This is a genomic window from Bradyrhizobium sp. NBAIM08 (genome assembly GCF_020193935.1).
GTDB classification, from domain to species: domain Bacteria; phylum Pseudomonadota; class Alphaproteobacteria; order Rhizobiales; family Xanthobacteraceae; genus Bradyrhizobium; species Bradyrhizobium yuanmingense.
Genome location: NZ_JADYVR010000009.1, coordinates 133,949 through 158,680, shown reverse-complemented (window position 1 = coordinate 158,680; position 24,732 = coordinate 133,949). Strand labels below are relative to the sequence as shown.

Below are 24,732 nucleotides of genomic sequence, written 5' to 3'. Positions count from 1 at the left end.
GGATAGATACCCCTCATCCGGCGCTTCGCGCCACCTTCTCCCACAAGGGGAGAAGGAAAAGGCGACGGGGCCCGCCTCGCTACTCCGACATCGGCTTGTCGGAGATGTCCCAGTCTTTCCCGGTGAAGGTGGAGATGAACAGCGTCTTCATCGGTGTGTAGTCCTCGGGCGTGTAGCTGTAGGTGACGCCGTCGAGGAAATAGGGCGAGTGAAAACCTTGGAGGTTCGATGCCTGCTTCAGCACGTTGGCGCGGGTGAGCTCGTTGCCGCAGCGGCGCAGGATCTCGGCCATCGTGGCGGCCTGCCCGTAGCCGGCGAAGGCGATGGTGTTGTCGGGGTCGATCGCCGGCGTGTACTTCTTGCGCAGCTCCTCGAACGCAATCACGTCCGGGTCCTTCTCCCATTTGGGCAGGCCGACCTCCTTGTTGTAGCGGATCGCGACGATGCCGGTGGCGTTCTCGAGCCCCGCGGCATTGAGGATCGAGCGGCCGGTGGAGCCGGCGGACAGGAGGTGCAGCGGCTTCCAACCGAGCTCGGCCACTTTCCGGATCGACTGCGACGAGGCCTTGCCGGTCGAGATGTTGTAGAAGACGTCGGCTCCGGACTTCGAGAGATTGATGAGCTGGGAATCGACGGTCGGCTCGGTGAGATCGTAGGTCTGCTCCATGATCACTTGCGCGGTGCCGCCGGCATCTGCCAGCACCTTCTTGAAGGGACCGAGGAAGTCGCGGCCGAAATCGTCGTTCTGGTAGAGGATGCCGATCTTGGCGTTCGGCTTCACGCTGACGACGTGCCGAGCCAGGATGCGTGCCTCAGTCGGATAGAGCGGCAGGCCCGCCATCGTCCATTTGAACTCTTTCGGATTATTCCACTTCGACGCGCCGGTGTTGAGCAGCAGCTGTGGCACGCCCTTGGAGTTCAGGTATTTGTGCACGGCGGTTTGCGGCGCGGTGCCGAGCGAGCCGTACAATGCGAGCACTTCTTCCTGCTCGACCAGGCGCCGGGTCGCCTCGACGCATTTCGGCGCGCTGTAGGCGTCGTCCATGGTGAGGAACTTGACCTTGCGCCCATTGATGCCGCCCTTCTCGTTCAGCATCTGGAAGTAGGCTTCGCCGACGCGGCCGAGCACGCCGTAGAGCGAGCCGGGGCCGGAATGCGGCACGGTCTGACCGATCTTGATCTCGGTGTCGCTGGCGCCCGCATCGTACTTCTTCTCCGCGGCCCAGACATAGGGCGCAGGCAATGTCGATGCTGCGATGGTGGCGAGTGCGCCGGCGCTGAAATCGCGCCGCGATGGATTCTTGATCATTGTTGTTTTCTCCCTGATGCGCGCATTGTGCTGACATCGCAGCTCGGCTCGCAAGTGGGAAGTCGCAGCTTTGCGACGCAATGACGCTCAAATCGCAAGGTGTTAGCGCCTAGACTCAAGTTTTCTCGGCGACCACGACGAGGCCACGCACCGGCTCGTTGTTCTCGTTGCGTGGCGAGGCCGGCTCCAGAGTCAGCAGCTTCATCCCCGCCTTCGCGATGGCGCTGCGCACATATTCCGCGGAATGGGCATAACGCAGGCCATCGCCGAGCACGATGCCGTCGCCCGCATGCGTCTCCAGCGTGAAGGCGAGCACGCCGCCTGAGACGAGCACGCGCCTTACTTCGCTCAGCACCGGCGCGAGATCGGAGAGATAGACGAACGCATCCGCGGCCACGACGAGGTTCGCGCTCGCGTCGGCCTTGCCGCGCAGGCCCTCAATCATGTCGGCGACTTCGAGCTCGGCATAGAGGTTCGTCGCCCGCGCCTCCTTGATCATGCCGGGTGACAAATCGATGCCGGTGAAATGGTCGACCTGCTTGGCGAAGGCAGCGGCCGCGAGCCCGGTGCCGCAGCCGAGATCGATGGTGCGCTTGAAGTAGGCGGGCTTCTTGGCGGCGACGCGCGCCGCCAGCACCGCCTTGAAGATCAGCGTCGGGGCGCGATAGCCGAGATCGTTGATCAGCGCGTGCTCGAACCGCGGGGCGTATTGATCGAACAAGGCCTGCACGTAAGCCTTGGGCATCTCCGCCATCTCGGTATCGCCGAGCCGCATCAGGTGCAGGCCGGCGCCGTGCTGATCCCCGGGATCGCATCGCCGCGCTTCACGAAAGGCCGCGATGGCCTTGTCGCGCTCGCCGAGTTGCTGACGGATCTCGCCGAGCGTGAACCAGGCCGAGGTGAAGTTGGGCGCGAGCTCGATCGCCTGCTCCAGGAGGTCGGCCGCGGCGGGAAGGTCGCCCTTGAGCTGGAGATCGCGCGCGAACTCGAAGCGGCGGTCGGCCATGAGATCGCCGGAGGTCAGGAACAGGCGGAGCGGCATTGAGGAACCAGGAAACGAAATGGGTAAGTGACTCGAAGATGTGATGGCTCGACTTATATAACAGGCATGCGCCCGCAAGACATCCTGCTGCCAAATGCTGCCGGCCTGTGCTGCAAGCCCGGCGGCTTCCATATCGACCCCGTCCGCCCCGTGGAGCGGGCCGTGATCACCCACGGCCATTCCGACCATGCCCGTGCGGGCCATGGCGCGGTGCTGGCGACGCAGGAAACGCTGGACATGATGCGGCTGCGTTACGGCGAGAACTTCGCCGGCTCTACGCAAGCCATCCGCTATGGCGAGGAGATCCGGCTCGGCGACGTCAAGATCAAGTTTCACCCGGCCGGCCACGTGCTGGGCTCCGCGCAGATCGCCGTCTCGTGCAAGGACACCTGCATCGTCGCCTCCGGCGACTACAAGGACGCGCCGGACCCGACCTGCACGCCGTTCGAGCTGGTGCCCTGCGACGTCTTCATCACCGAGGCGACGTTCGGCCTGCCGGTCTTCAGGCATGGCGATGCGAGCGACGAGGTCAAGAAGCTGCTGGCTTCGGTCGCGCTGTTTCCGGAGCGCGCGCATCTCGTCGGCGCCTACTCGCTCGGCAAGGCGCAGCGCGTGATCAAGCTGCTGCGTCTGGCCGGCTATGACGCGCCGATCTACCTGCATGGCGCGATGGAGACGATCACGCATTACTATCAGAGCCGCGGGATCGACCTCGGCGAGCTCAAACCAGTGAAGGGCATGAAGAAGGCGGCGCTCGCCGGCACCATCACGCTGGCGCCGCCCTCGGCCACCTCCGATCTCTGGACGCGGCGCTTTCCCGATCCGGTCACCGCCTTCGCCTCGGGCTGGATGCGCGTGCGCGCCCGGGCGCGGCAGCGCGGCGTCGAGCTGCCGCTGGTGATCTCCGATCACGCCGATTGGGATGGCCTCACCGCAACCATCGCGGCGACCGGCGCCGGCGAGATCTGGGTCACCCACGGCCAGGAAGATGCGCTGGTGCATTGGTGCCGGAGCAAAGGCCTGAAGGCACGGCCGCTCGACCTCGTCGGCTATGGCGACGAGGAGGAGAGCGAGACGCCGATTCAAGCCGAGGCCGAAGCATGAACCGCTTCGCCGAGCTGCTCGACCGCCTCGCCTATGAGCCCGGCCGCAACAACAAGCTGCGGCTGATCACCGGCTATTTTCGCGAGGTTGGCGACCCCGACCGCGGCTATGCGCTGGCTGCGCTGACCGGCGCGCTCAGCTTCAAGCACGCCAAGCCGGCGCTGATCCGCGACCTCATCGCGGCACGCACCGATGAGGTGCTGTTCGGGCTGAGCTACGACTATGTCGGCGATCTCTCGGAGACGGTTGCGCTGATGTGGCCGAAAGCCGCGCTCGCCGCCCACAACAACCCGCCGCCACCGAGCCTCACCGAGGTCGTCACCACGCTGCGCACGCTGGGCAAGACCGAGCTGCCCAAGCAGCTCGAGCGCTGGCTCGACGAGTTAGATGAGACCGGGCGCTGGGCGCTGCTGAAGCTCGTCACCGGGAGCTTGCGCATCGGCATCTCCGCGCGTCTTGCCAAGACTGCGGCGGCAGCGCTCGGCGACAAGGACCCGCACGAGATCGAGCTGATCTGGCCGGGGCTCGTCCCGCCCTATCTCGACCTGTTCGCCTGGCTGGAAGGCCGCGGCGACAAGCCCGTCAACCGCGATCCCGCGCCGTTCCGGCCGGTGATGCTGGCGCATGCCATCGAGGATGCGGATTTCGCCGCGCTCGATCCCGCCGACTACATCGCCGAATGGAAATGGGACGGCATCCGCGTGCAGGCGGTGGCCGGGCGCGACGAGCGCGGCCATATCACCGCGCGGCTCTATTCGCGCACCGGCGAGGACATCACGGGAAGCTTTCCGGATCTCGTGCCGTCGCTGCGCCTGCCGGGCGCGATCGACGGCGAGCTCCTGATCCTGCGCGAAGGCCGCGTCCAGAGCTTCAACGTGTTGCAGCAGCGCCTCAACCGCAAGGTCGTCTCGCCGAAGCTGATCAAGGAGTTTCCGATTCACCTGCGCGCCTACGATCTGCTCGGCGACGACGAGAACGATCTGCGCGAGCTGCCTTTTGCCGAGCGGCGCGAGCGGCTGGAGCGATTCATCGCAAAGCTCGACGATCCCCGCATCGATCTCTCGCCCACCGTGCCCTTCGATAGCTGGGAAGCACTGACCGCCGCGCGGGCCGATCCCGCGAGCGCCGGCGCCGGCGAGGATGCGGACGCCGTCGAAGGCGTCATGCTGAAGCGGCGCGATGCGCCCTACTTGCCGGGGCGGCCGAAGGGGCAATGGTGGAAGTGGAAGCGCGACCCGCACATCATCGACGCCGTCCTGATGTATGCGCAGCGCGGCCACGGCAAGCGCTCGTCCTATTATTCCGACTACACCTTCGGCGTCTGGACCGAGACCGAGAATGGCGAGGAGCTGGTGCCGGTCGGGAAAGCCTATTTCGGCTTCACCGACGAGGAGCTCTTGCAGATCGACCGCTTCGTCCGCCGCAACACCACGGAGAAATTCGGCCCCGTCCGCCACGTCGTGCACGAAGCGGACAAGGGGCTGGTGCTGGAGGTCGCTTTCGAAGGATTGCAGCGCTCGCCCCGGCACAAATCCGGCGTCGCCATGCGTTTCCCCCGCATCAGCCGCCTGCGCTGGGACAAGCCGCCGCGAGAGGCCGACCGGCTGGAGACGCTGGAGAAGATGCTGAAGGCCGAGGCGGCGGAGATCGAGGTGTGAACTGTTGCCACGAGGACGGTGCGCTCCCTCTTCCGCCCGAATTAAACTCCCGTAACCCGATTGACGGCCCCTTGCGGGTTCCCCATGTCCCCCGCCGTGCCTATAATGGGTTCGAATCCGCTTCAGGAGTTTGCGATGGTCCAAGACGTCAGAGATTTGCCGGCCGGCCGCAGCGACGGCCTGCACCGCTTTCTCGGCGGCTCGCCGCTGGCGGTCGCGTTCCGCCTGGTGCTGCTCTCGATCCTGGTCGGCGTCGTGCTGGCGACGATCGGCTTCGATCCCTGGAACATCATCCACAGCATTCGCCTGTTGTTCCAGCGGCTGTGGGACCTCGGCTTCGATGCGGTGAACTGGCTGTGGCGCTACTTCCTGCTCGGTGCGGTCATCGTGATTCCGATCTGGCTGCTGTCGCGCGTGTTCGGCGCGCCGCGCGGCAGGTAAGTCATATTTTTGAGCATGATCTTGTCGGAAAACCGCTTCACACTTTTCCGGATCATGCTCTGAGGGAGTGCGCAGCCGATGCAATTGCGGTTCGTCGGCTGCGGTGATGCCTTCGGCTCCGGCGGCAGGCTCAACACCTGCTTCCACGTCTCGGGGCGCAAAGCGAACTTCCTGATCGACTGCGGTGCGTCGGCGCTGCCGGCGCTGAAGCGGCTCGAGATCGATCGGGGCGACATCGACCTGATCCTGATCACGCATTTCCACGGCGACCATTTTGCCGGTCTGCCGTTCTTTCTGCTCGACGCGCAATTCTCGCGGCGAACGCGGCCGCTGACGATCGCGGGCCCGCAAGGCATCGAGAGGCGGCTGCGCGAGGTGATGGAGGCGCTGTTCGAGCATTCCTCGAACACCAAGCCGCGCTTCGAGCTGAACGTGGTCGAGCTCGCGCCCGGGCAAAGCCAGCGCTTCGGCGCGGTGAATGTGACGCCCTATCCGGTCGTGCACGGCGAATCAGGCGGACCGTTCCTCGCCTATCGCATCGCGGCCGAGGGCCGCACGCTCGCCTACACCGCCGATACCGAATGGACGGAGACGCTCATTCCGCTGGCGCATGGCGCGGACCTTTTCATCGCCGAAGCCTATATGTACGAGAAGGTGGTCAAGAATCACCTCAGCCTGAAGACCTTGGAACAGCATCTGCCCGACATCGGCGCCAAGCGGCTCGTCCTCACCCATATGAGCGACGACATGCTGTCGCGCCTGGGCGAGGTCGAGCACCTCGCCGCCGAAGACGGCATGGTGCTCGTGTTCTGAAAGATGCACGCACCCGTCCATCACCGCGTCGGTAGCCGGCAGGTCTTCGCCATTGCAGGTCCCGCGATGGTCGCGAACCTCACGACGCCGCTGATCGGCGTGGTCTCGACCACCGCGATCGGGCGGCTCGACGATGCCGCGCTGCTCGGCGGCGTCGCGATGGCCTCCGTCATCTTCGACTGCCTGTTCTGGTTGTTCGGCTTCCTGCGCATGAGCACGCTCGCCTTCACCGCGCAGGCGCTCGGCGCGGGCGAGACGCGCGAGCAGACCGTGATCCTGGTGCGCGGTTTCATCGTCGCCGGCCTGATCGGTGCGGCGCTGATCGTGCTGCAGCTGCCGCTGGCAGGCGCACTGTTCGACCTGATGGGCGGCAGCGAGGGCGTGACGCAGGCCGCAAAGACCTATTTCATGATCAGGATCTGGTCCTCGCCCTTCGCCTTCGCCAATTACGTCATCCTCGGCTGGCTGGTGGGGCAGGCCCGCGCCAATCCGGCCCTTGCGCTCCAGGTCGTCATCAACCTCATCAATATGGTGGCGACCATCCTGCTGGTGCTGGTCTACGACACCGGCATTGCCGGCGCGGCGATCGCCGCGCTTCTGTCCGAGACGATCGGCTTCATGCTCGGCGTGATCGTGTGCAGGCGCCATGCGCTCGGCGGTTTTGCCATACCTCGCGCAACGCTGTTCGATCGCGACAAGCTGATGCGGCTCCTGGCGGTGAATACCGACATCCTGATCCGCACCGCGGCGCTGATCGCCGTGTTCCTGTTCTTCACCGCCAAGGGCGCGCGGGCCGGCGACGTCACGCTGGCCGCGAACTCCGTGCTCAACAATTTCCTCCTGGTCAGCGCCTTCTTCCTCGACGGCCTTGCCAATGCGGCCCAGCAGCTCTGCGGCCGCGCCTTTGGCGGCCGCGACGCCAAGGGATTTGCGGATTCGACCAGGCTGGTGCTGCTCTGGGGGCTCGGCTTCGCAATTGTCGTCGCCGTGCTGTTCGCAGCCTTCGGCCCTGACATCATCAACGTCATGACGGCGAGCGAGGACGTCCGCCGCGCGGCGCGCGAGTTCCTGCCCTTCATCGTGCTGGCGCCGCTCCCCGGCGTGTTCGCCTTCGGTTTCGACGGCATCTATGTCGGCGCGACCTGGGCGCGGGAGATGCGCAATCTGATGCTGCTCTCGCTCGCGATCTTCTTCGCCGCCTGGCTGGCGCTGCAATCGTTCGGCAATGCCGGCCTGTGGAGTGCGCTGATCGCGTTCTACGTCGCGCGCGGCGGCTTGCAGGGCGCGAGGTATCCGGCGCTGTATCGCGCGACGTTCGTGAAGCCGTAGAAGAACCGTAGCCCGGATGGGGCGCAGCGTAATCCGGGGGCTTTGTCCATGCCGATAGCTTCCCGGATTGCGCTGCGCTCCATCCGGGCTACGAAGTCTGCGCAGGCGGGGAGAGGCGAAGGACGCCTCACATCCCCGGCCAGTCTTCCGCCGTCAGCGTCGCCGCGTCGGCGCCGACGATCTCCGACAGCGAATCCCGCCCTGTCCGCAGCAATGTCGACGTCAGGTCGCGCTTGATCTCGTCGACCAGGCCGAGGCCCTTGTAGACCAGCGACGAATAGAGTTGGATCAAGCTGGCGCCGGCGCGGATCTTGGTCAGCGCGGCGCCGCCCGAATCCACGCCGCCGACGCCGATCAGCGGGAATGCGCCCTCGACGCGCACATAGGTTTCCGCGACCATGCGCGTCGACAGACGGAACAGCGGCCGGCCGGACAGGCCGCCTTGTTCCTTCGCCCGCGTCTCTTCACGCAACGTGCTCGGCCGCGCGACCGTGGTGTTCGACACGATCATGCCGTCGACCCGGCGCGAGCGCGCGACCTGCACGACGTCGTCGAGCTGAGCGAGGCTCAAATCCGGCGCGATCTTGAGCAGCACCGGCGTGTCGCCGGCCTTCTGCCTGACACGCTCGCGGGCCTCGATCACGCGCGCGAGCAGATCGTCGAGCAGCGCGCCTTCCTGAAGGTTGCGCAGGCCCGGCGTGTTCGGCGAGGAGACGTTGACGGTGAAATAGCTCGCCACCGGCGCGAAGGTCTCGATCAGCTTGACGTAGTCGCCGACGCGGTCCGGCGAATCCTTGTTGGCGCCGACATTGACGCCGACGATGCCGCCGTGCTGCGCGCGCGCGGCAAGCCGGCGCAGAGCCGCCTCCGCGCCGTCATTGTTGAAGCCCATGCGGTTGATGATCGCCTCGTCGCGCTCGAGACGGAACAGCCGCGGCCGCGGATTGCCGGCTTGCGGCTTCGGCGTCACCGAGCCGATCTCGACGAAACCGAAGCCGAGCCGCAGCAGCGCGTCCGGCACCTCGGCGCTCTTGTCGAAGCCCGCGGCCATGCCGATCGGATTGGGAAAGTTCAGCCCGAAGGCGCGCACCGCGAGCTTGGGATTATCGGCGCGCGGCTTGACCGGCGGCAGGAAGCGCAGGCCCTGGATCGCGAGGCGATGCGCGTCCTCGGGATCGAGCCAGCGCAGTACCGGCAGCGAAAAGGCGTCGAACGCGCGGATCACGGCAACAGCTCCGGAACATCGTGACTGCCGTCGGAGCGCATGTTGAGGTTCATCACCGCCAGGACCGCGCCGAGATCGAGCTCGCCATAGAGATGCGGGAAGAGCTCGTCATTGCGCGAGCGTTCCCAGCGCAACTCGCTGCCGAGCGCGTCGCCGTCGATCTCGACCAGGAACAGCGCGCGCTGCCCGAAATAGTGCTTGCGCAGGGTCTCGGGAACCTGGGCCGCGGTCGAGAAATGGATGAACCCGTCGCGCGCGTCATCTGCGCTGCCCCGGTAGACACCCTGCCGTTCCGCCTCGCGCCAGGCCGAGGCCGGACAGATTTTGTAGATCTTGACCACCGCTACCGCAGCCTTGTTTGTTCTTTGAGTCTCTTGGGTTTTTTCGCTTTTCGCGGGTCCTCGAAACCCGGGCGCGACCGTAAAGGCCGCCCCTCCCGAACTCAAGGCTTAGAGCCTTTTCCTCGCCGATGAAATCGGCTCGGGGCTCCAGATTCCCGTTTTGCGCGCTTTCCTGACGCGAACGGCTACCCGTTTCGTTTGCGAACGCCGCCTCGGTCGCCTCTTGCGCGAAAAACGGAAAACCGGTTGATTTGAGGACAGTTTTCCTGAGTTGCGACGGGCTGGGCCTTCCATGGTCAGACAGGCCAAAGCGCAGAGGATGCTGACTCACGACCAGATCTGGGCCGCGCTGGACCGGCTGGCGGCGCGCGCCGGACTGTCGCCGTCCGGCCTTGCCAAGCGTGCCGGGCTCGACCCCACCACCTTCAACAGGTCCAAGCGCGTCACCGCCGACGGCCGCGAGCGCTGGCCCTCGACCGAATCGATCGCAAAAGCGCTGGCGGCGGCCGACGCCTCGATCGACAGCTTTGCGAAGCTGATTGATGACGACGGTGGAAGCGGCCGCGGCTCGGTGCCGCTGCTCGGCTTTGCACAGGCCGGAATGAGCGGCGCCTTCGATGAGGCCGGTCTTCCAACCGGCAGGGGCTGGACCGAGATCGCGCTTCCAATCGCCGATGACGGTCAAGTCTTTGCGCTGGAGATTTCCGGCGCTGCGCTACTGCCTGCCTATCGCGACGGTGACATCATCCTGGTCTCGCCTGCGGCGCCGATCCGCAAGGGTGATCGCGTGGTGGTCAAGATCAAGACGGACGAGATCACGATTGCGACCCTGAAGCGCCGCACGGCAAAGACCCTGGACTTGGCGCCCCTCGATGCGTCACAGGCGGCGCGAACGGTCGCGGCGAGCGATGTCGCCTGGGTTGCGCGGATCCTCTGGGCGAGCCAGTGATGGCGCCGCTCACGCACTCCTCGCCAGCGCGCCGTCGATCATGTTGACCGCGTTCTGCACGCCGTAGACCGCGACGAAGGAGCCGAAGCGCGGGCCCTTCTCCTGGCCGAGCAGGACCTGGTAGAGCATGTTGAACCAGTCCAGCGTGACGCCGGGGCGGCCGTCCTTGCCCTTCTTGACCTGGTCGAGGAACGGCTCGCGGCGGCCGATCTCGTAGACGACGTTCTGGATGTCCTCGGCGGATGCGTCCTGCGCAAGCTGCGACAGCGCATCGCGCAAATCCTGCAGCGCGGCGCGCTCGCTGTCCGTGGGTACGCGGAACTGCTTCGTCGGCGCGACGAAGTCGCGATAATAGTTGATGGCATAGCCCACCATCGCATCCAGCTTCGGATGGGTCTGCGGGCTCACGCCGGGCCGGTAGCGGCCGATGAAGCCCCACAGCGTCTCGGCGTTCTCCGCGTTCGACGATGACACCAGCGTCAGCAGCAGCTGGAAGGTGACGGGCATGTCGCCCGTCGGCGGCTTGCCGTTGTGGATGTGCCAGACCGGATTGCCGAGCTGCTGCTTGCCGTCCTGCTTCGGAAAGCCGTCGAGGAATTGCTGGTAGTCGTCGACATTGCGCGGGATGACGTCGAAATACAGCCGCTTGGCCGCCTTCGGCTCGCGGTACATGAACAATGAGAGCGATTCCGGTGAGGCGTAGCGCAGCCATTCGTCGATGGTCAGGCCGTTGCCCTTCGACTTCGAGATCTTCTGGCCCTTCTCGTCGAGGAAGAGCTCGTAGTTGAAGCCTTCGGGCGGCGTGCTGCCGAGCGCTCTGGCGATCGCGCCGGACAGCTTCACGGAATCGATCAGGTCCTTGCCCGCCATCTCGTAGTCGACGCCGAGCGCGACCCAGCGCATCGCCCAGTCGGCCTTCCACTGGCACTTGACGTTGCCGCCGGTGACGGGCGTTTCAACTTCCTGGTTGGTATCGGGATCGACGTAGGTCACCGTGCCCGCCGCGACGTCGCGGCGGATCATCGGCACCTGCAGCACGACGCCCGTGGTCTTGCTGATGGGCAGGAACGGCGAATAGGTCGCGCGGCGATCCGGGCCCAGCGTCGGCAGGATGATCGCCATGATCTTGTCGTAGGCGGCGAGCATCTTCAGCAGCGTCGCGTCGAAGCGGCCCGACGTGTAGTAGTCGGTCGAGCTCGCGAACTCGTAGTCGAAGCCGAAATGATCCAGAAACGCGCGCAAGCGCGCGTTATTGTGCGCGCCGAACGACGGATATTCGTTCGAAAACGGATCCGGCACCCGCGTCAGCGGCTTGCCGATATGAGCGGCCAGCATCTCCTTGTTCGGAACGTTGTCGGGCACCTTGCGGAAGCCGTCCATGTCGTCGGAGAACGCCAAAAGGCGCGTCTTGACCTTGTCCTCGGTGAGCACGCGGAAGGCGTGGCGCACCATCGAGGTGCGCGCCACCTCGCCGAACGTGCCGATATGCGGCAAGCCAGACGGACCATAGCCGGTCTCGAACAGCACCTCGTCCTTCGGGCTTTTCTTCAGCCGCGCGACAATGGCCTTCGCCTGCTCGAACGGCCAGGCGTTGGATTGTTCGGCGAGCGCACGCAACTCGCTCGGGTTTGCGGCTAGATCAATAACGGACATCAGGGGCCTCCGGGCCGCGGAAAATAGCGATTTCCCGGCAGAATGCAAAAGCTGCGAGCTGATCCCCCCAGCCGTCTCCCGCTGGCGCAGGGGCTAGCGCATTTGGGAGTTTTCCCCTGCGGCCATCCTTCGAGACGCCCGCTTTGGGCGGGCTCCTCAGGATGAGGGCGGAGTGCGCGGCAGCAGGTTCAACGAGCACTGATGCCGATTAGCCTCATCCTGAGGAGGCGCGTCAGCGCCGTCTCGAAGGACGAGGCGTGCGCGCAGCCGCCGCCACAGGTCATATGCGGTAGCCCAGCGCTTGCGGAGAGGGTTGGGGGTGTCTCAGCGTCGGATCGAATGCGATCCGGCTCAATGCGCCGCTGAGGCCGAGCGTTTCGTCGCCACTTGCTTGGGAGCCGGCTTCGCGCTGGCTTGCGGTGCGCTGTCCCAGCCGCCGTTCGGGGTCGCAACGTTGACGGCATCGTCGGGCTGCGGCTCGGCGCTGAAGGTCTGGATCGCGAGCTTGGCGGCCGCCAGCGATTGCGGGTCGAGGCGCTTGGCGACGTCGTCGCGCTTGCCGGCGGCATCCGCATCGCCCTGGGCAGCTGCCAGGTTGAACCATTTGTAGGATTCGGCGAGGTTCTGCTCGACGCCGATGCCGCGGGCATAGAGGATGCCGAGGTTGAACTGGCTGTCGGCGACGCCGCGATCGGCCGCTTTCCGGAACCACTGCGCCGCGCTCTTGTAATTGGCGCCGCGACCGCCGCCGTCGGCATCGAGCACGGCGAGATTGTGCATCGCCTTGGCGTTGCCGCGCTCGGCGGCCTGGGTGTAGTAGCGGCGCGCGATGTCGGCGTCCTTCTTCACCCCTAGGCCCTTTTCGTAGAGCGTGCCGAGGCGGAAGATTGCGGGGACGACCCCGGCCTGCGCCGCGCGGTCGTACCACTTCGCCGCTTCGTCGTAATTCGTGGCAACGCCCTTGCCTTCGGCAAAGCGCACGCCGATCTCGTAGGCCGCGGTCGCATCGCCCTTCATCGCGGCGCTGCGCAAGGCCGGGCCGCCGATGCCGTCAGGCAGCTTCTCGCTCGGCGGCACCTGAACGACGCCGAGCTTGGCGCGACTCGTGCCCGACAGCGCGCCGGTGACGTCGCTTGAGGCCGGCGGCATCGCCGCGGCAGGCGCTTGCGGGATCTCAACGGAGGCCGAGCTGCCGGAACCGGGAAGAGGCGCCGGCGCGGCATTGTTCTGCGATTGCCGTCCGATCGGTGTCGGCGACGTCATCGACGGGGTGATCTGCTCGGGCGCGGCTGGCTTGGTCTCGACCGGCGGCGGCGCCGGCTGCGGTGCCGGCTCGCTCGGGATGTTTTGCATCGCCTGCGGCGTCGGTGGCGAGCTGCCGCCTTCGAGCAGGTTCATCGCCATCTTGAAGGTGCCGAGCACGATCACGACCACGCTCGCGCCGACCAGCAGCGAGCGGATCTTCGAGGTGATGGTCGAGCCGCCTTCCTGGCCCTTCTCCTTGGCGCGGGCGATCGCGGCCTTGGCGCCGCGGGCCGGCTTCTCGGGCGGCTGTGCGGCGGCGGCTTGCGCCGCGCGGCGGGCGGCGGCGATGAAGCTCGACGACGACACCGGCTCCTTCGGCGCGGCGGCAATTCCGCTGATCGCGTCCTCGGAGGCGGCGATGCGCTCCGACGGCGTGGCGAGGCGTCCGCCCGGCCGTGTGCCCGGCTCGAGCGGGTGATCCGGCGGCAGTTCCGGCGCGAGTGCAGCGCGCGCCGTGTGCGGCTCCAGGATCTCGCTGATCGCGCGCGGGGGAACCGGCGGCGCCGCCGGCACGGGCGGCGGCGCCGCGGGGGTGGCGGCGTGGAACTCGCGCGGTGCGGCGACGAAGGCAGCCGGCGGCGCCTGCGCGGCAGCTGGATTGGGCAGCTCGGGCTTCGGATCGTATTTCGGCGGCTGTGCTGGCGGTTGCGGCCGCGGCTCGCGCGCCATCGGCGCCGGCTCCATCGCCGCCGCCATCGGCATCGACATCGGCTGTGGGGCGGGGGGAGGCGGCGCGGTGCGCACCGCGCGCAGATCGCCCTCGATCATCGAGAGGCGATCGACGACGTGACCGAGCGCGCTGTGCACGGCCTCGAGCGAGTCCTGGGTGTGCCGGTTGGTCTCGGCCTGACTGAAGCGGATGTCGGAGAGCTCGCGCTTGACGAGGTCGACCATGCCGGAATCGGGCGGCGGCGCGGAGCTGCGGCTCTCGGCGAGGGCCGCATAGGTCGCCTGCTGCCGTTCCAGGTGCCTGAGGATGTCGTGCAGCCCGTCCTCGACGCGGCTCAAATTGCCGTTGCGCGGATCGGCGGCGGCCTCGATCCGCTCCAGGAGATAGGAAACACGCTGCTCGAGATGGGCGAAGGTCGAGGCGGAATCGTTGCCGACCTGCATGCGGTCGAAACGGTCCGACAGCGCGCGGATCGCAGCTTCGAGATGCTCGGTGCTCTCGGACGGCTGCGGCCGCTCGCGGGTTTCCAGCGCCGCCGTGAGCGCCGCGATGCGCTGCTCCAGCGCCGCGAAGCTGTCGCCATGGCCGGAGGCGCGGGTGATCTGGTCGACCTTGGACGACAGCAGCTGTACGTCTTCGGATAGCCGTGCCAGCGCCTCGTTGGAGGCGACGTTGGAGACGATGGCGCGCAGCGCGGAGATCGCGCCTTCGAGCTGCTGCACGGTCGAGGGATCGTCATTGGCGCGCAGGATCAGGTCGAGCTTGGCGCCGAGATTGCGGATCGCCTCGTCGTATCCGGTGAGCTGCTCGGCCGGCGTCAGCGTGCGCAGTACCTGCTTGATGTCGGACAGTGCGCGCTCGATGCCGGCAAGAACCTGCCCGTCGGTGCCGTTGGAGCGGGTCTCGTCGATCCGGCGGTGCAGCGAGCGGATCTCGTTCTCGATCGATTCGATCGCGCGCCGCGGCATCGCCTCGGTGATGGCGGCGCGGATTTCGGCCAGCTCGCTGCGGAAGGCGTTGATGGCCTGCTCGGTATTGTCGGGCCGCTGCAGCGATTCGATCTGGCTCGTGATCTTGAGCAGATGGCGCTCGAGCGCGGAGAAATCCGGCCCCGGCTGCGGTGGCGGCGGCGCATAGGCAGGGGCGGGCGGCGCCATCGGCGGCGCGCAAGAAGCCGTTGGCGCAAGCGGCGGCGCGGCACGCGGCGGCATCTGCCGCGGCGCAAAGCCCTCGAGCTCGCTCTGGCGCGCCGTGATCTCGGCGACCGCGACGTCGAACGAAGCCGGGCTCAGGGGTGGTGAGCCGCGATAGACCTGCGCGGCGGCGCGCTCGACGGCATCGGCCTGGCGCTGGCGCGTCTCGGCCGGGGTGGGGCGAGGGGCCTGCGGCTGCGGCGCTTGCCGCTGTGGACGGGAGATCTGCGACAGGCGCGCGTCGAGCCGCGAGATCGCATCGTTGAGCTGGCGCGCGACGCCCTGCTCGCGCGAGACGTCTGGTCTTGAGGAGTCTTGTCTTGAGGCGTCTTGGCGCGGGGCGGGTTTTGAGATCCGCTCGATCTGCTGGGTGATCGCGTCGAGCCGCTGGTGGATGTCGGCGACTTCGCGGCTCTCCTGACTCGGTCCTTGGCTCAGCACGTGCTGCGGACGCTGATCGTAGGATCCGCGGAAGTTGGGCGGGGCAGTTTCGCCGAGCGTGGAGTTCAGCCAATCGTTGAGCGACATGCCGGCACGGCGCGCAGCAGCCTCGGCCCGCTCCCGGACGGATGGATCGATGCCGTCGACACTCCACGATACGCGCGAATTCATGACTCTGTCCGGTTCCGACTTCGGCACCCCACCCCGGCGCCTCCAGCTTCCCCACGCGTGCCGGTTGCAAAGACAATCGAATTTGGCGCGGGTCGTCTGCCTCGAAAACCGACTTTTTCCTGTTACGGTAAATAACGAGTTAAGGAAGGCGGCGTGGCTGTCTTAAAGTTGGGCGGCGGGAACTGGGGGCGGTGTTGTGTCGCGCATCCGGGCCCCGAAACAAACCGGTGTCATGCCCCGCGAAGGCGGGGCATCCAGTACGCCGCGGCTCCTCGGTTCTAGCCGCGCCGTCTCTGGAATACTGGATCGCCAGCCTTCGCGGGCGATGACAGCGGGGAGGCGGAAAGGGCTCGCGTAACGTCGGCGCCCTCAGCCCTTCTCGCGCTTGCCATCCTTGATCGGCACCACCGTCGCCTTGCCGCTCATCGCCGACAGCGCTTCCAGCGCCTCCTCGCAGAAATCGGCCACCATCTGCTCGTGGCGGGCGCCGAGCTGGAGCAGCAGCAGATTGCCGAGATCGAGCCGTCCCTCCGCCGTGCCGTCGGGAAAGCGCTTCTTCAGGATGCGCTCGTAATTGGCGTGGCGGTCGCGGTGGTGCTCCAGGCGGGCCATCAGGTCGGTGCGCATGGGCTCGATGTCGATGCTGTCGAGCGCATGCAGCCGCACCAGGAGGTCGTCCTTGATCGAGGGCGGCGTGCTTGGCCGCGCGGCCCAGTGCCGCAGTGCTGTTCGGCCCTCGGGAGTCAGCGTATAGATCAGTTTATTGGGCTTGCCCGACTGCACGACCTCGCGGCCCTGGATGTAGCCGCGGTCCCGCAGCTTGGAGAGCTCGCGGTAGATCTGCTGATGGTCGGCCTTCCAGAAGAAGCCGATCGAGGAATCGAACGTCTTGGCGAGTTCGTAGCCCGTCATCGGGCGTTCCGTCAGGCATGCGAGGATTGCGTCGCCCAGTGCCATGATCGGCCCCCTTCTTTAGGTTTGACCAAGCTGCTTGACTTTATGCGCATCGGCGCATATGCGTCAATGTGCATATGAGGCAGCGTGCAGGCGGGCCACAGGCCCGGCTGAATAATCAAGTGAAATCAATCTCCTCGCTACTGTGCATGGGGTTGTTTTCGCACTTTTGCCCTTAGCCTAGGGAGGCACCTGAGAATGACCGGCCTCGATTCCTGGTACGCCTACATGAAGTCTCACGACCGCACCGCGCTCTGGGACCTCCTGCATCCCGACGCCGTGTTCGAAAGCCCGGTCGTGCATACGCCGCAGCGCGGCCGCGACATCACCTTCAAATACCTCTCCAGCGCCGAGAAGGTGCTCGGCGGCCCCGGCTTCACCTATGTCGGCGAGTGGCGCAGCGACAATGGCGCGGTGCTCGAATTCAAGAATGTCATCGACGGCATCGAGATCAATGGCGTCGACATCATCAGCTTCGATAGCGAGGGGCGCATCACCCACTTCAAGGTGATGGTGCGTCCACTCAAGGCGATCAACATGCTGCACCGCCTGATGGCGGAGCAGCTTGCCGCCGCCCAATCATAAGCCCAACATCCCCTTCAAGCCCCACGCCGGGAGACCCCAATGCCGATCTATAAAGCCCCCGTCGAAGACGTGAACTTCCTGCTCAACGACGTCTTCCAGATCGATCGCTACGACAATCTCGCGGGCTTCTCCGATGCGTCGAGCGACGTGCGCGAGGCCATCCTCGGCGAAGCCGCCAAGCTCGCCGAAGAGGTGCTGCAGCCGCTCAACCGCGTCGGCGATCTCGAAGGCTGCAAGCGTGCGGATGACGGCAGCGTCACCACGCCGAAGGGGTTCAAGGAGGCGTTCAAGCAGGTCGCCGAGGGCGGCTGGCTCGGCCTGTCGGCGCCGACCGAATATGGCGGGCAGGGCCTGCCGGTGACCCTGAGCCAGGCGGTCAATGAATTCCAGATCTCCGCCAACATGGCGTTCTCGATGTATGGCGGCCTCACCATGGGCGCGACCGCGGCGCTCTTGGTGCACGGCACGCCCGAGCAGAAGAAGACCTACGTGCCGAAGATGGTGGCCGGCGAATGGACCGGCACCATGAACCTCACCGAGCCGCATTGCGGCACCGATCTCGGCATGCTCCGCACCAAGGCAGTGCGGCAGGCGGACGGCAGCTTCAAGATCACGGGCACCAAGATCTTCATCTCGGCCGGTGAGCACGATCTCGCCGACAACATCATCCATCTCGTGCTCGCCCGCATCGAGGGCGCGCCGGCCGGCATCAAGGGCGTGTCGCTGTTCGTGGTGCCGAAGTTCCTGGTCAATGCCGACGGTTCGGTGGGCGCGCGCAACGGCGTCGTCTGTGGCTCGATCGAGCACAAGATGGGCATCCACGGCAATTCGACCTGCGTGATGAACTACGACAACGCCACCGGCTGGCTGATCGGCGAAGAGAACAAGGGCATGCAGGGCATGTTCGTGATGATGAACGAGGCGCGGCTCGGCGTCGCCGTGCAGGGCCTCGCGCAGTCCGAGGTCGCCTATCAGAACGCGGTCGCCTATGCCCGCGAGCGCATCCAGGGCCGCGCGCTGTCAGGCGTCAAGGCGCCGGACAAGCCGGCCGACCCGATCATCGTGCATCCCGACGTGCGCCGCACGCTGCTCTCGATCCGCGCGTTCAACGAGGCCGCGCGAGCCTTCGTGATGTGGACCGCGCTGAAGAGCGACGTCGCCCACCGCTCCGAAGACCCCAAGGACCGCCAGGCCGCCGACGACCACATGGGTCTGATGACGCCGGTGTTGAAGGGCTTCCTCACTGACTATGGTTTCGCCAACGCGGTGCAGGCGCAGCAGATGTATGGCGGCCACGGCTACATCGCCGAGCAGGGCATGGAGCAGTTCGTGCGCGATGCGCGCATCGCCATGATCTATGAAGGCGCCAACGGCATCCAGGCGCTCGACCTCGTCGGCCGCAAGCTGCCGCGCGACGGCGGCCGCGCCATCATGGCCTTCTTCGGCGAGGTCATGGCGTTCGCCAAGGAGAACGGCGGCGACGAGGCGCTGAAGCCCTTCATCACGCCGCTCTCGACCTCGCTCGGCCATCTGCAGCAGGCGACGACTTGGCTGATGCAGAACGCGATGGCAAAGCCCGACAATGCCGGTGCCGCCGCAACCGATTACCTGCATCTCTTCGGCTTCGTCGCGCTCGGCTACATGTGGGCGCGGATGGCCAAGGTGACGAATGCCAAGATTGCCGAGAGCGGGGCGACGCCCTATCTCTCCACAAAACTCGTCACCGGCCGCTTCTTCATGGAGCGGATGCTGCCGGAGACCGCCGCCAATCTCGCGCGCATCCAGGCCGGTTGCGCCACCATCATGGAACTGCCGGCGGAAGCGTTCTGAGCCTGCTTCCGCTGCCTGCTCCCAATCGTACAACATCACATCAGGAGGGCGTCATGCCTGAGGCATTCATCTACGACCACGTTCGTACCCCGCGCGGCCGCGGCAAGCCGGACGGCGCGCTGCACGAAGTCACCGCCCTCGCGCTCGCGACCGTGCCGCTGAAGGCGCTGAAGGACCGCAATAATTTGCCTGAGGATTCGGTCGATGACGTCGTGCTCGGCGTGGTCGATCCGGTTGGCGAAGCCGGCTCCGACATCGCGCGCTTCGCGGCGCTGAAGGCCGGTCTTGGGGAGGCCGTGCCCGGCGTGCAGATCAGCCGCTTCTGCGCTTCCGGCCTCGATGCCGTGAACTTCGCAGCGGCGCAGATCATGAGCGGCCAGCATGAGCTCGTGATCGGCGGCGGCGCCGAGTCGATGAGCCGCGTCGGCATCGGCGCCTCCGGCGGGGCCTGGCCGATGGATCCTTCGATGGCGGTGCCGGCCTACTTCATGCCGCAGGGCGTGTCGGCCGACCTGATCGCCACCAAGTACGGCTTCTCGCGCGACGACGTCGACGCCTACGCCGTGCAGAGCCAGCAGCGCGCCGGCAAGGCCTGGGACGAAGGCCGCTTCAACAAATCCGTGGTGCCGGTGAAGGACATCAACGGCCTCACCATTCTCGCCAAGGACGAACACATGCGCCCCTCGACCACGATGCAGTCGCTGGCGCAGCTGCAGCCGTCGTTCACGATGATGGCGCAGATGGGCGGCTTCGACGGCGTCGCGATCCAGTCGCACCCGGAGATCGAGCGCGTCAACTACGTGCACCATGCCGGCAATTCCTCGGGCATCGTCGACGGCGCCGGCGCCGTGCTGCTCGGCAGCAAGGAAGCTGGCAGCAAGTACGGCCTGAAGCCGCGCGCCAAGATCCGCGCATTCGCCAACATCGGCTCGGAGCCGGCGATGATGCTGACCGGTCCGGTCGACGTCACCGAGAAGCTGTTCGCGCGCTCCGGCATGAAGAAGTCGGACATCGACCTGTTCGAACTCAACGAGGCTTTCGCCTCGGTCGTGCTGCGCTACATCCAGGCCTTCGACATCGACAATGCCAAGATCAACGTAAATGGCGGCGCGATCGCGCTCGGTCACCCGCTGGGGGCCACCGGCGCAATGATCCTCGGCACCGTGCTCGACGAGCTCGAGCGCACCAACAAGTCCACCGCCCTGGTCACGCTGTGCATTGGCGGCGGCATGGGCACCGCGACCATCATCGAGCGCGTCTAAGGGTTGAGGAGCAACCAACATGTCGTACAAGAACTTCAAGGTTGAGACCGATTCCGACGGTATTGCGCTCGTCACCTGGGACATCCCAGGCCGCTCCATGAACGTGCTCGACGAGACCTCGACCAACGAGCTCGAGGCGATCGTCAAGGCGACCACGGCGGATGCCGCGGTGAAGGGCGTCGTCATCACCTCGGCCAAGGAAGCGTTCTGCGCCGGCGCCGACCTGTCCATGCTCGAAGGCATGAACCAGGCCTATGCGAAGGTTTTCAAGGAGCAGGGCGAGACCGCGGCGAACCAGATGCTGTTCGACCAGAGCCGCCGCTTCTCGCAGGTGCTGCGCGGAATCGAAACCTCCGGCAAGCCGTGGGCGGCGGCGATCAACGGGCTCGCGCTCGGCGGCGGCTTCGAGATCACGCTGTGCTGCCATTATCGCGTCGCGGCGGAGAATCCCAAGACGCGCCTCGGCCTGCCCGAGGTCAAGGTCGGCCTATTCCCCGGCGCCGGCGGCACGCAGCGCGTGCCGCGCCTGGTGCCGCCGCAGGACGCCATGACCATCCTGCTCAAGGGCGACCCCGTCACCGTCGACAAGGCCAAGGCGCTGAATTTGATTCACGCCATCGTGCCCGCAGCCGACCTCATCAAAGCCGCCAAGGACTGGATCAAGGGCGGCGGCAAGGCCGTCGCGCCGTGGGACGAGAAGGGCTTCAAGCTGCCCGGCGGCCCGGTGTTCTCCAAGGCCGGCATGATGATGTTCCCGGCCGGCAACGCGATCTATCGCCGCGAGACCTACGACAATTACCCGGCCGCACGGGCGATCATGAGCTGCGTCTATGAGGGCCTGCAGCTGCCGATCGACGCCGCGCTGCGGGTGGAGTCGCGCTACTTCACCTCGGTGCTGCGCTCCAAGGAAGCGGCTGCGATGATCCGCAGCCTGTTCCTGTCGATGCAGGAGCTCAACAAGGGCGCGCGCCGTCCCAAGGATGTGCCCGCGACCAAGGTGAAGAAGATCGCCGTGATCGGCGCCGGCTTCATGGGCGCGAGCGTCGGCTATGTCTCGGCCCGCGCCGGCCTCGACGTCGTCCTGATCGATCGCGACCAGGAGAGCGCGGACAAGGGCAAGGCGCATGCCCAGAAGGTGATCGAGGAGCAGATCAAGAAGGGCCGCGCCAAGCCTGCGGACGCCGAAGCGCTGCTCGCGCGCATCACGCCGACCGCAGACTACGCCGCGCTGAAGGACGTCGACCTCGTCATCGAGGCCGTGTTCGAGGACCGCAAGGTCAAGGCGGAGACCTTTGACAAGGCGCAGCAATATCTGAAGCCTGATGTGATCTTCGCCTCGAACACTTCGACGCTGCCGATCACCTCGCTGGCCGAGAGTTTTAAAGATCAGGGCAAGTTCATCGGCATTCACTTCTTCTCGCCGGTCGAGAAGATGATGCTGGTCGAGATCATCCTCGGCAAGAACACCGGCGACGTCGCGCTCGCGACCGCGCTCGACTACGTCCGCCAGATCGGCAAGACGCCGATCGTGGTCAACGACTCCAGAGGCTTCTTCGCCAATCGCTGCGTCGGCCGCTACGTCGCCGAAGGCAACGAGATGTTCCTGGAGGGCGTGCCGCCCGCCATGATTGAGAACTGCGCCAAGATGGCCGGCATGCCGGTCGGCCCGCTCTCGCTCTCGGACGAGGTCGCGCTCGATCTCGGTCTCAAGATCATGAAGGCGACCGAAGCCGATCTCGGCCCCAACGCGATCAATCCCGAGCAGAAGAAGCTGATGGTGGAGATGGTCGAGAAGCAGGGCCGGCTCGGCCGCAAGAACAGCAAGGGCTTCTACGACTACCCCGAGAAAGGCAAGGGCCAGAAGAGCCTGTGGCCGGGCCTCTCCGCGTTGCAGCCGAAGCAGCTCGACCCCGACACGCTCGATATCGAGGAGCTGAAGCAGCGCTTCCTGGTGGTGCAGGCGGTGGAAGCCGCGCGCACGGTCGAGGACCACGTCATCACCGATCCGCGCGAAGCGGACGTCGGCTCGATCCTCGGCTTCGGCTTCGCGCCGTTCACCGGCGGCACCCTGTCCTACATCGACTTCATGGGCACGAAGAAGTTCGTCGAGCTCTGCCACAAGCTGGAGGCCAAGTACGGCTCGCGCTTCACCCCGCCGAAGCTCTTGGAAGAGATGGCCGCGAAGGGCGAGACCTTCTACGGCCGCTTCGCGCCGAAGAAGGCGGCGGCCTGACGGAAGAGGTTACGCAGAAACAAAGGGCCGGATCATCGATCCGGCCTTTTTCATTTTCCGTCGCCGAACGGCGAGAAGGCGCGCCCTCCGACGACATCGTCGTCGAGACGGGCCTTCCAGCTGCCCTCGTCGCCGCGGCCGATGCGCACCTTGAAACGCCAACCACTCTGGTTGGTAAAGGCGACGTCCGCGCCGCTCTTCGTCCTGGCGTAGCGGCAGGGATATTCGGTCGGCCGGTCCGGAAAGACGATCTTGCCTTCCTTGCTCTCGAACACAGCCGAGGTGATCTGCGGATGGATCATGAAGATGCAATTGCGCTGCGACGCGACTGGCGTCGAGAGCCCGAGCATCGCGAGCGGCGCGCCGGCGGCGGTCATGAGGACGATCATGTTCATGGAGGCAATTGTCTCCTGGAGATGCTCCTTCGACGTCGCCGCGGATCAGATGGTTCACAAAAGGAAGGGCTGGATCATCGCTTGGGCGCTCTGCCTTGAGCCTTGTCACATCGATTGATGCGCTTTCGTCTCACCCCAGCACCCAATCCTCCACCCCGGCCACGCTCGCTTCGCCCTGGCACCGCTCTTGCTGATGATCCGCCGGATGGCCCATCGACATTGAAGGTGTCCCGCAATGATCCCCACGGTGTCTCAAGACAGCGCAGCCGGCGTTGCGGTAAGATACGCCCCCTTGTTGCTGCTGGATCGGCCGTGGCGCCGCCGCAGGCTCCTCCGGTGGCGCAGAAAAATTCCTTCGTGGTTTGGCCTGGTCTTACTCGTCCTCGTCTTTGATGTTGCGCTGGCCGTGCTTGCCTGGTTCGCCGTCGATCTCGTCCTGCACTGAAAGCTCACCTCTGTGCACGTAGAACGTCGCCGCCAAATAGGCGACCTGGCCGGCGATCAGGCAGCCGACGACGATTGGAACGCCCGTCCAGAATCCAAAGCCCGAGGTCTGAAGCACCGTCGCGGCAAGGATCGCAGTCGCCGGCGAGACCAGCAATAGAGTCCAGACTCGGAAGAATAGACCCGTCGCCAAGCCGGTGATTGCGCTCGCGAGCAGGAGGAGGATTACAGTCGTCACAATAGCTTTCCGGTCCGACGGTTAGCGTCCTGTCCCGCGCTGAAGTTGAGGCACAGGAGGATTGCTCTCACAAGGATGGCGACGTCCGCGGAGCGCAAAAGGCGGAGTTATTGTTAACCCGGACAATGCTCGTAAAATCCCCGTCAGCGCATCGCGAATCATCGGATTAGCGAATGACGCAAGCAAAGAGCCGAATCATCGGTTCGGCTCTTCGTCGACCCCGCCGGTCACGCTTCGCGAACGGCGGACCAGAGCTGATCGGCGATCATCTGGACAATCACTTGGCCTTCCGTCACGATCTGATTGCCGTCGAGGCCCAGCGCAGGGACTTGGCCCGAAGGAGGCCCCAACTTCAGATAATCCTCACCATTTCGGGCTTCTTGGCGCCGCTACCGACCTCGACCAGGCCACAGAGCGGGCTGGCCTCCACGAGCACGAGGCGGGGACGGCGGGCACACACCGGGGAAACCATCCGGTTTCGAGGAATTTCCTTCCCCTGAAGCTTGGCTCGGCCGAAAGAACGACTACATGCACCTGCTTGAAATAGTCAAGATTGATGCAGGTGCATCGAATGGAGTAAGAGACGGGCGACGAGCTTGAGCGGGACCATGAAACGCAAACCATCGACCGAGGCAACCGCCGCCTGGATCCGCCTGATGCGGGTGCAGAGCCGCGTGCTCGATTGCGTCGAGCAGGACTTGAAGAAGGCCGGCTTCCCACCGCTGGCCTGGTATGACGCGCTGCTCGAACTGTCGCGGGCGCCCTCGGGCGAGCTGCGGCCGGTCGAGCTCGAGCGGCAGATGCTGATCCCGCAATATTCGACCTCGCGCCTGATCGATCGCCTGGTCGACGAGGGCCTCGCCTCGCGGCGCGAATGCAAGATCGACAAGCGCGGCCAGTTCGTCGAGATCACCGAAGCCGGCCGCGAGCTGCAGAAGCGGATGTGGGGCGCCTATTCGGCCGCGATCGAGAAATATGTCGGTTCGAAACTGTCGGACGCCGACGCCGTCAAGCTCAGCAATCTGCTCGATCGCCTGGGCTGCTCGTGCGGCGAGATGAAACTGCCGCCCGCGGCCGCCAACGAAACCATGCCGTCGCGATGATCGCGCGGCAATCCCGCTCGCCCGTGCAACCGGTGGGTTCGCGG

General features: G+C 65.8%; 21 protein-coding genes. 11 read left to right on the top strand and 10 right to left on the bottom strand.

Going from position 1 to position 24,732, the window contains the following annotated elements; genetic code table 11:
- Positions 1-79: 79 nt before the first annotated feature.
- Together I6F37_RS27725 and I6F37_RS27720 are read right to left on the bottom strand one after the other, a co-directional pair.
- Positions 80-1,309: an ABC transporter substrate-binding protein gene (locus tag I6F37_RS27725; protein ID WP_225153233.1), complete on the bottom strand. Its 1,230-nt coding sequence runs from the start codon at positions 1,307-1,309 to the stop codon at positions 80-82.
- Between the two features lie 115 nt (positions 1,310-1,424).
- Positions 1,425-2,351: a class I SAM-dependent methyltransferase gene (locus I6F37_RS27720; protein WP_035996462.1), complete on the bottom strand. Its 927-nt coding sequence runs from the start codon at positions 2,349-2,351 to the stop codon at positions 1,425-1,427.
- Between the two features lie 66 nt (positions 2,352-2,417).
- Here I6F37_RS27720 and I6F37_RS27715 point away from each other — a divergent pair, with 66 nt between their 5' ends.
- The 5 genes from I6F37_RS27715 to I6F37_RS27695 all read left to right on the top strand — a co-directional run bounded on the left by I6F37_RS27715 (position 2,418) and on the right by I6F37_RS27695 (position 7,696).
- Positions 2,418-3,455, top strand: a complete 1,038-nt coding sequence (locus I6F37_RS27715; protein WP_225128505.1) for a ligase-associated DNA damage response exonuclease — start codon at positions 2,418-2,420, stop codon at positions 3,453-3,455.
- Entirely contained in the window at positions 3,452-5,113 is a 1,662-nt protein-coding gene (locus tag I6F37_RS27710; RefSeq protein ID WP_035996466.1) for an ATP-dependent DNA ligase, read from the top strand. Before I6F37_RS27715 ends, I6F37_RS27710 begins: the two co-directional genes overlap by 4 nt.
- A gap of 135 nt (positions 5,114-5,248) precedes the next feature.
- Positions 5,249-5,554: a DUF6460 domain-containing protein gene (locus I6F37_RS27705; protein ID WP_035996474.1), complete on the top strand. Its 306-nt coding sequence runs from the start codon at positions 5,249-5,251 to the stop codon at positions 5,552-5,554.
- Between the two features lie 78 nt (positions 5,555-5,632).
- Positions 5,633-6,367: an MBL fold metallo-hydrolase gene (locus tag I6F37_RS27700; RefSeq protein WP_035996469.1), complete on the top strand. Its 735-nt coding sequence runs from the start codon at positions 5,633-5,635 to the stop codon at positions 6,365-6,367.
- A gap of 3 nt (positions 6,368-6,370) precedes the next feature.
- Positions 6,371-7,696 (top strand): MATE family efflux transporter, encoded by a 1,326-nt coding sequence (locus I6F37_RS27695; RefSeq protein ID WP_074447647.1) that lies wholly within the window; start codon positions 6,371-6,373, stop codon positions 7,694-7,696.
- A 127-nt stretch (positions 7,697-7,823) separates the two neighbouring features.
- On the opposite strand, the gene I6F37_RS27690 is transcribed toward I6F37_RS27695, so the two are convergent.
- Both I6F37_RS27690 and I6F37_RS27685 read right to left on the bottom strand, forming a co-directional pair.
- Complete coding sequence (locus I6F37_RS27690; protein ID WP_225153231.1) at positions 7,824-8,921, bottom strand: quinone-dependent dihydroorotate dehydrogenase; 1,098 nt, start codon at positions 8,919-8,921, stop codon at positions 7,824-7,826.
- Positions 8,918-9,262, bottom strand: a complete 345-nt coding sequence (locus I6F37_RS27685) for a DUF952 domain-containing protein (protein ID WP_225153229.1) — start codon at positions 9,260-9,262, stop codon at positions 8,918-8,920. The genes I6F37_RS27690 and I6F37_RS27685 overlap by 4 nt, the downstream gene beginning before the upstream one ends.
- A gap of 292 nt (positions 9,263-9,554) precedes the next feature.
- On the opposite strand from I6F37_RS27685, the gene I6F37_RS27680 reads away from it, so the two are divergent.
- A complete protein-coding gene (locus I6F37_RS27680) occupies positions 9,555-10,211 on the top strand; it encodes a helix-turn-helix transcriptional regulator (protein ID WP_225153227.1) in 657 nt (218 codons plus the stop codon).
- Positions 10,212-10,220: 9 nt separating this feature from the next.
- Here I6F37_RS27680 and I6F37_RS27675 read toward each other — a convergent pair whose 3' ends face one another.
- The 3 genes from I6F37_RS27675 to I6F37_RS27665 all read right to left on the bottom strand — a co-directional run bounded on the left by I6F37_RS27675 (position 10,221) and on the right by I6F37_RS27665 (position 16,601).
- Positions 10,221-11,864: a lysine--tRNA ligase gene (locus I6F37_RS27675; RefSeq protein ID WP_036020521.1), complete on the bottom strand. Its 1,644-nt coding sequence runs from the start codon at positions 11,862-11,864 to the stop codon at positions 10,221-10,223.
- A 351-nt stretch (positions 11,865-12,215) separates the two neighbouring features.
- Positions 12,216-15,644, bottom strand: a complete 3,429-nt coding sequence (locus I6F37_RS27670; RefSeq protein WP_225153226.1) for a tetratricopeptide repeat protein — start codon at positions 15,642-15,644, stop codon at positions 12,216-12,218.
- Between the two features lie 369 nt (positions 15,645-16,013).
- Positions 16,014-16,601 carry a PadR family transcriptional regulator gene (locus I6F37_RS27665; protein WP_225153224.1) on the bottom strand — a complete coding sequence of 196 codons (588 nt, stop codon included), beginning with the start codon at positions 16,599-16,601 and terminating at the stop codon, positions 16,014-16,016.
- A 195-nt stretch (positions 16,602-16,796) separates the two neighbouring features.
- Here I6F37_RS27665 and I6F37_RS27660 point away from each other — a divergent pair, with 195 nt between their 5' ends.
- From I6F37_RS27660 to I6F37_RS27645, 4 genes are read left to right on the top strand one after another with little or no spacing between them, the layout of a single operon-like run.
- The gene (locus I6F37_RS27660) at positions 16,797-17,183 is read left to right on the top strand and encodes a nuclear transport factor 2 family protein (RefSeq protein WP_036020541.1); all 387 of its coding nucleotides are present in this window, start codon (positions 16,797-16,799) and stop codon (positions 17,181-17,183) included.
- Positions 17,184-17,222: 39 nt separating this feature from the next.
- Positions 17,223-19,013, top strand: coding sequence for an acyl-CoA dehydrogenase C-terminal domain-containing protein (locus I6F37_RS27655; RefSeq protein WP_225153222.1), 1,791 nt, complete (start codon positions 17,223-17,225; stop codon positions 19,011-19,013).
- Between the two features lie 53 nt (positions 19,014-19,066).
- Entirely contained in the window at positions 19,067-20,275 is a 1,209-nt protein-coding gene (locus I6F37_RS27650; RefSeq protein ID WP_157285676.1) for an acetyl-CoA C-acetyltransferase, read from the top strand.
- Between the two features lie 19 nt (positions 20,276-20,294).
- On the top strand, positions 20,295-22,508 hold the full coding sequence (locus tag I6F37_RS27645) for an FAD-dependent oxidoreductase (protein WP_225128509.1): 2,214 nt from the start codon (positions 20,295-20,297) through the stop codon (positions 22,506-22,508).
- Between the two features lie 50 nt (positions 22,509-22,558).
- On the opposite strand, the gene I6F37_RS27640 is transcribed toward I6F37_RS27645, so the two are convergent.
- The 3 genes from I6F37_RS27640 to I6F37_RS45970 form a co-directional block, all read right to left on the bottom strand.
- Complete coding sequence (locus I6F37_RS27640; RefSeq protein WP_225128511.1) at positions 22,559-22,903, bottom strand: hypothetical protein; 345 nt, start codon at positions 22,901-22,903, stop codon at positions 22,559-22,561.
- A 373-nt stretch (positions 22,904-23,276) separates the two neighbouring features.
- Positions 23,277-23,585, bottom strand: a complete 309-nt coding sequence (locus I6F37_RS27635; RefSeq protein ID WP_225113003.1) for a hypothetical protein — start codon at positions 23,583-23,585, stop codon at positions 23,277-23,279.
- 227 nt (positions 23,586-23,812) lie between these two features.
- Positions 23,813-23,935: a hypothetical protein gene (locus tag I6F37_RS45970; protein ID WP_338060675.1), complete on the bottom strand. Its 123-nt coding sequence runs from the start codon at positions 23,933-23,935 to the stop codon at positions 23,813-23,815.
- Between the two features lie 258 nt (positions 23,936-24,193).
- Here I6F37_RS45970 and I6F37_RS27630 point away from each other — a divergent pair, with 258 nt between their 5' ends.
- A complete protein-coding gene (locus tag I6F37_RS27630) occupies positions 24,194-24,688 on the top strand; it encodes a MarR family winged helix-turn-helix transcriptional regulator (RefSeq protein WP_035996519.1) in 495 nt (164 codons plus the stop codon).
- Positions 24,689-24,732: the final 44 nt, after the last annotated feature.

Excerpts from the sequence above, each read along its gene's own strand:
- I6F37_RS27675 (WP_036020521.1), bottom strand. The coding sequence starts at position 11,864 with ATGTCCGTTATTGATCTAGCCGCAAACCCGAGCGAGTTGCGTGCGCTC.
- I6F37_RS27630 (WP_035996519.1), top strand. The coding sequence starts at position 24,194 with ATGAAACGCAAACCATCGACCGAGGCAACCGCCGCCTGGATCCGCCTG.
- I6F37_RS27655 (WP_225153222.1), top strand. The coding sequence starts at position 17,223 with ATGCCGATCTATAAAGCCCCCGTCGAAGACGTGAACTTCCTGCTCAAC.
- I6F37_RS27695 (WP_074447647.1), top strand. The coding sequence starts at position 6,371 with ATGCACGCACCCGTCCATCACCGCGTCGGTAGCCGGCAGGTCTTCGCC.
- I6F37_RS27705 (WP_035996474.1), top strand. The coding sequence starts at position 5,249 with ATGGTCCAAGACGTCAGAGATTTGCCGGCCGGCCGCAGCGACGGCCTG.
- I6F37_RS27710 (WP_035996466.1), top strand. The coding sequence starts at position 3,452 with ATGAACCGCTTCGCCGAGCTGCTCGACCGCCTCGCCTATGAGCCCGGC.
- I6F37_RS27645 (WP_225128509.1), top strand. The coding sequence starts at position 20,295 with ATGTCGTACAAGAACTTCAAGGTTGAGACCGATTCCGACGGTATTGCG.
- I6F37_RS27665 (WP_225153224.1), bottom strand. The coding sequence starts at position 16,601 with ATGGCACTGGGCGACGCAATCCTCGCATGCCTGACGGAACGCCCGATG.
- I6F37_RS27650 (WP_157285676.1), top strand. The coding sequence starts at position 19,067 with ATGCCTGAGGCATTCATCTACGACCACGTTCGTACCCCGCGCGGCCGC.
- I6F37_RS27700 (WP_035996469.1), top strand. The coding sequence starts at position 5,633 with ATGCAATTGCGGTTCGTCGGCTGCGGTGATGCCTTCGGCTCCGGCGGC.
- I6F37_RS27725 (WP_225153233.1), bottom strand. The coding sequence starts at position 1,309 with ATGATCAAGAATCCATCGCGGCGCGATTTCAGCGCCGGCGCACTCGCC.
- I6F37_RS27680 (WP_225153227.1), top strand. The coding sequence starts at position 9,555 with ATGGTCAGACAGGCCAAAGCGCAGAGGATGCTGACTCACGACCAGATC.
- I6F37_RS27660 (WP_036020541.1), top strand. The coding sequence starts at position 16,797 with ATGACCGGCCTCGATTCCTGGTACGCCTACATGAAGTCTCACGACCGC.
- I6F37_RS27640 (WP_225128511.1), bottom strand. The coding sequence starts at position 22,903 with ATGAACATGATCGTCCTCATGACCGCCGCCGGCGCGCCGCTCGCGATG.
- I6F37_RS27670 (WP_225153226.1), bottom strand. The coding sequence starts at position 15,644 with ATGAATTCGCGCGTATCGTGGAGTGTCGACGGCATCGATCCATCCGTC.
- I6F37_RS27715 (WP_225128505.1), top strand. The coding sequence starts at position 2,418 with ATGCGCCCGCAAGACATCCTGCTGCCAAATGCTGCCGGCCTGTGCTGC.
- I6F37_RS27720 (WP_035996462.1), bottom strand. The coding sequence starts at position 2,351 with ATGCCGCTCCGCCTGTTCCTGACCTCCGGCGATCTCATGGCCGACCGC.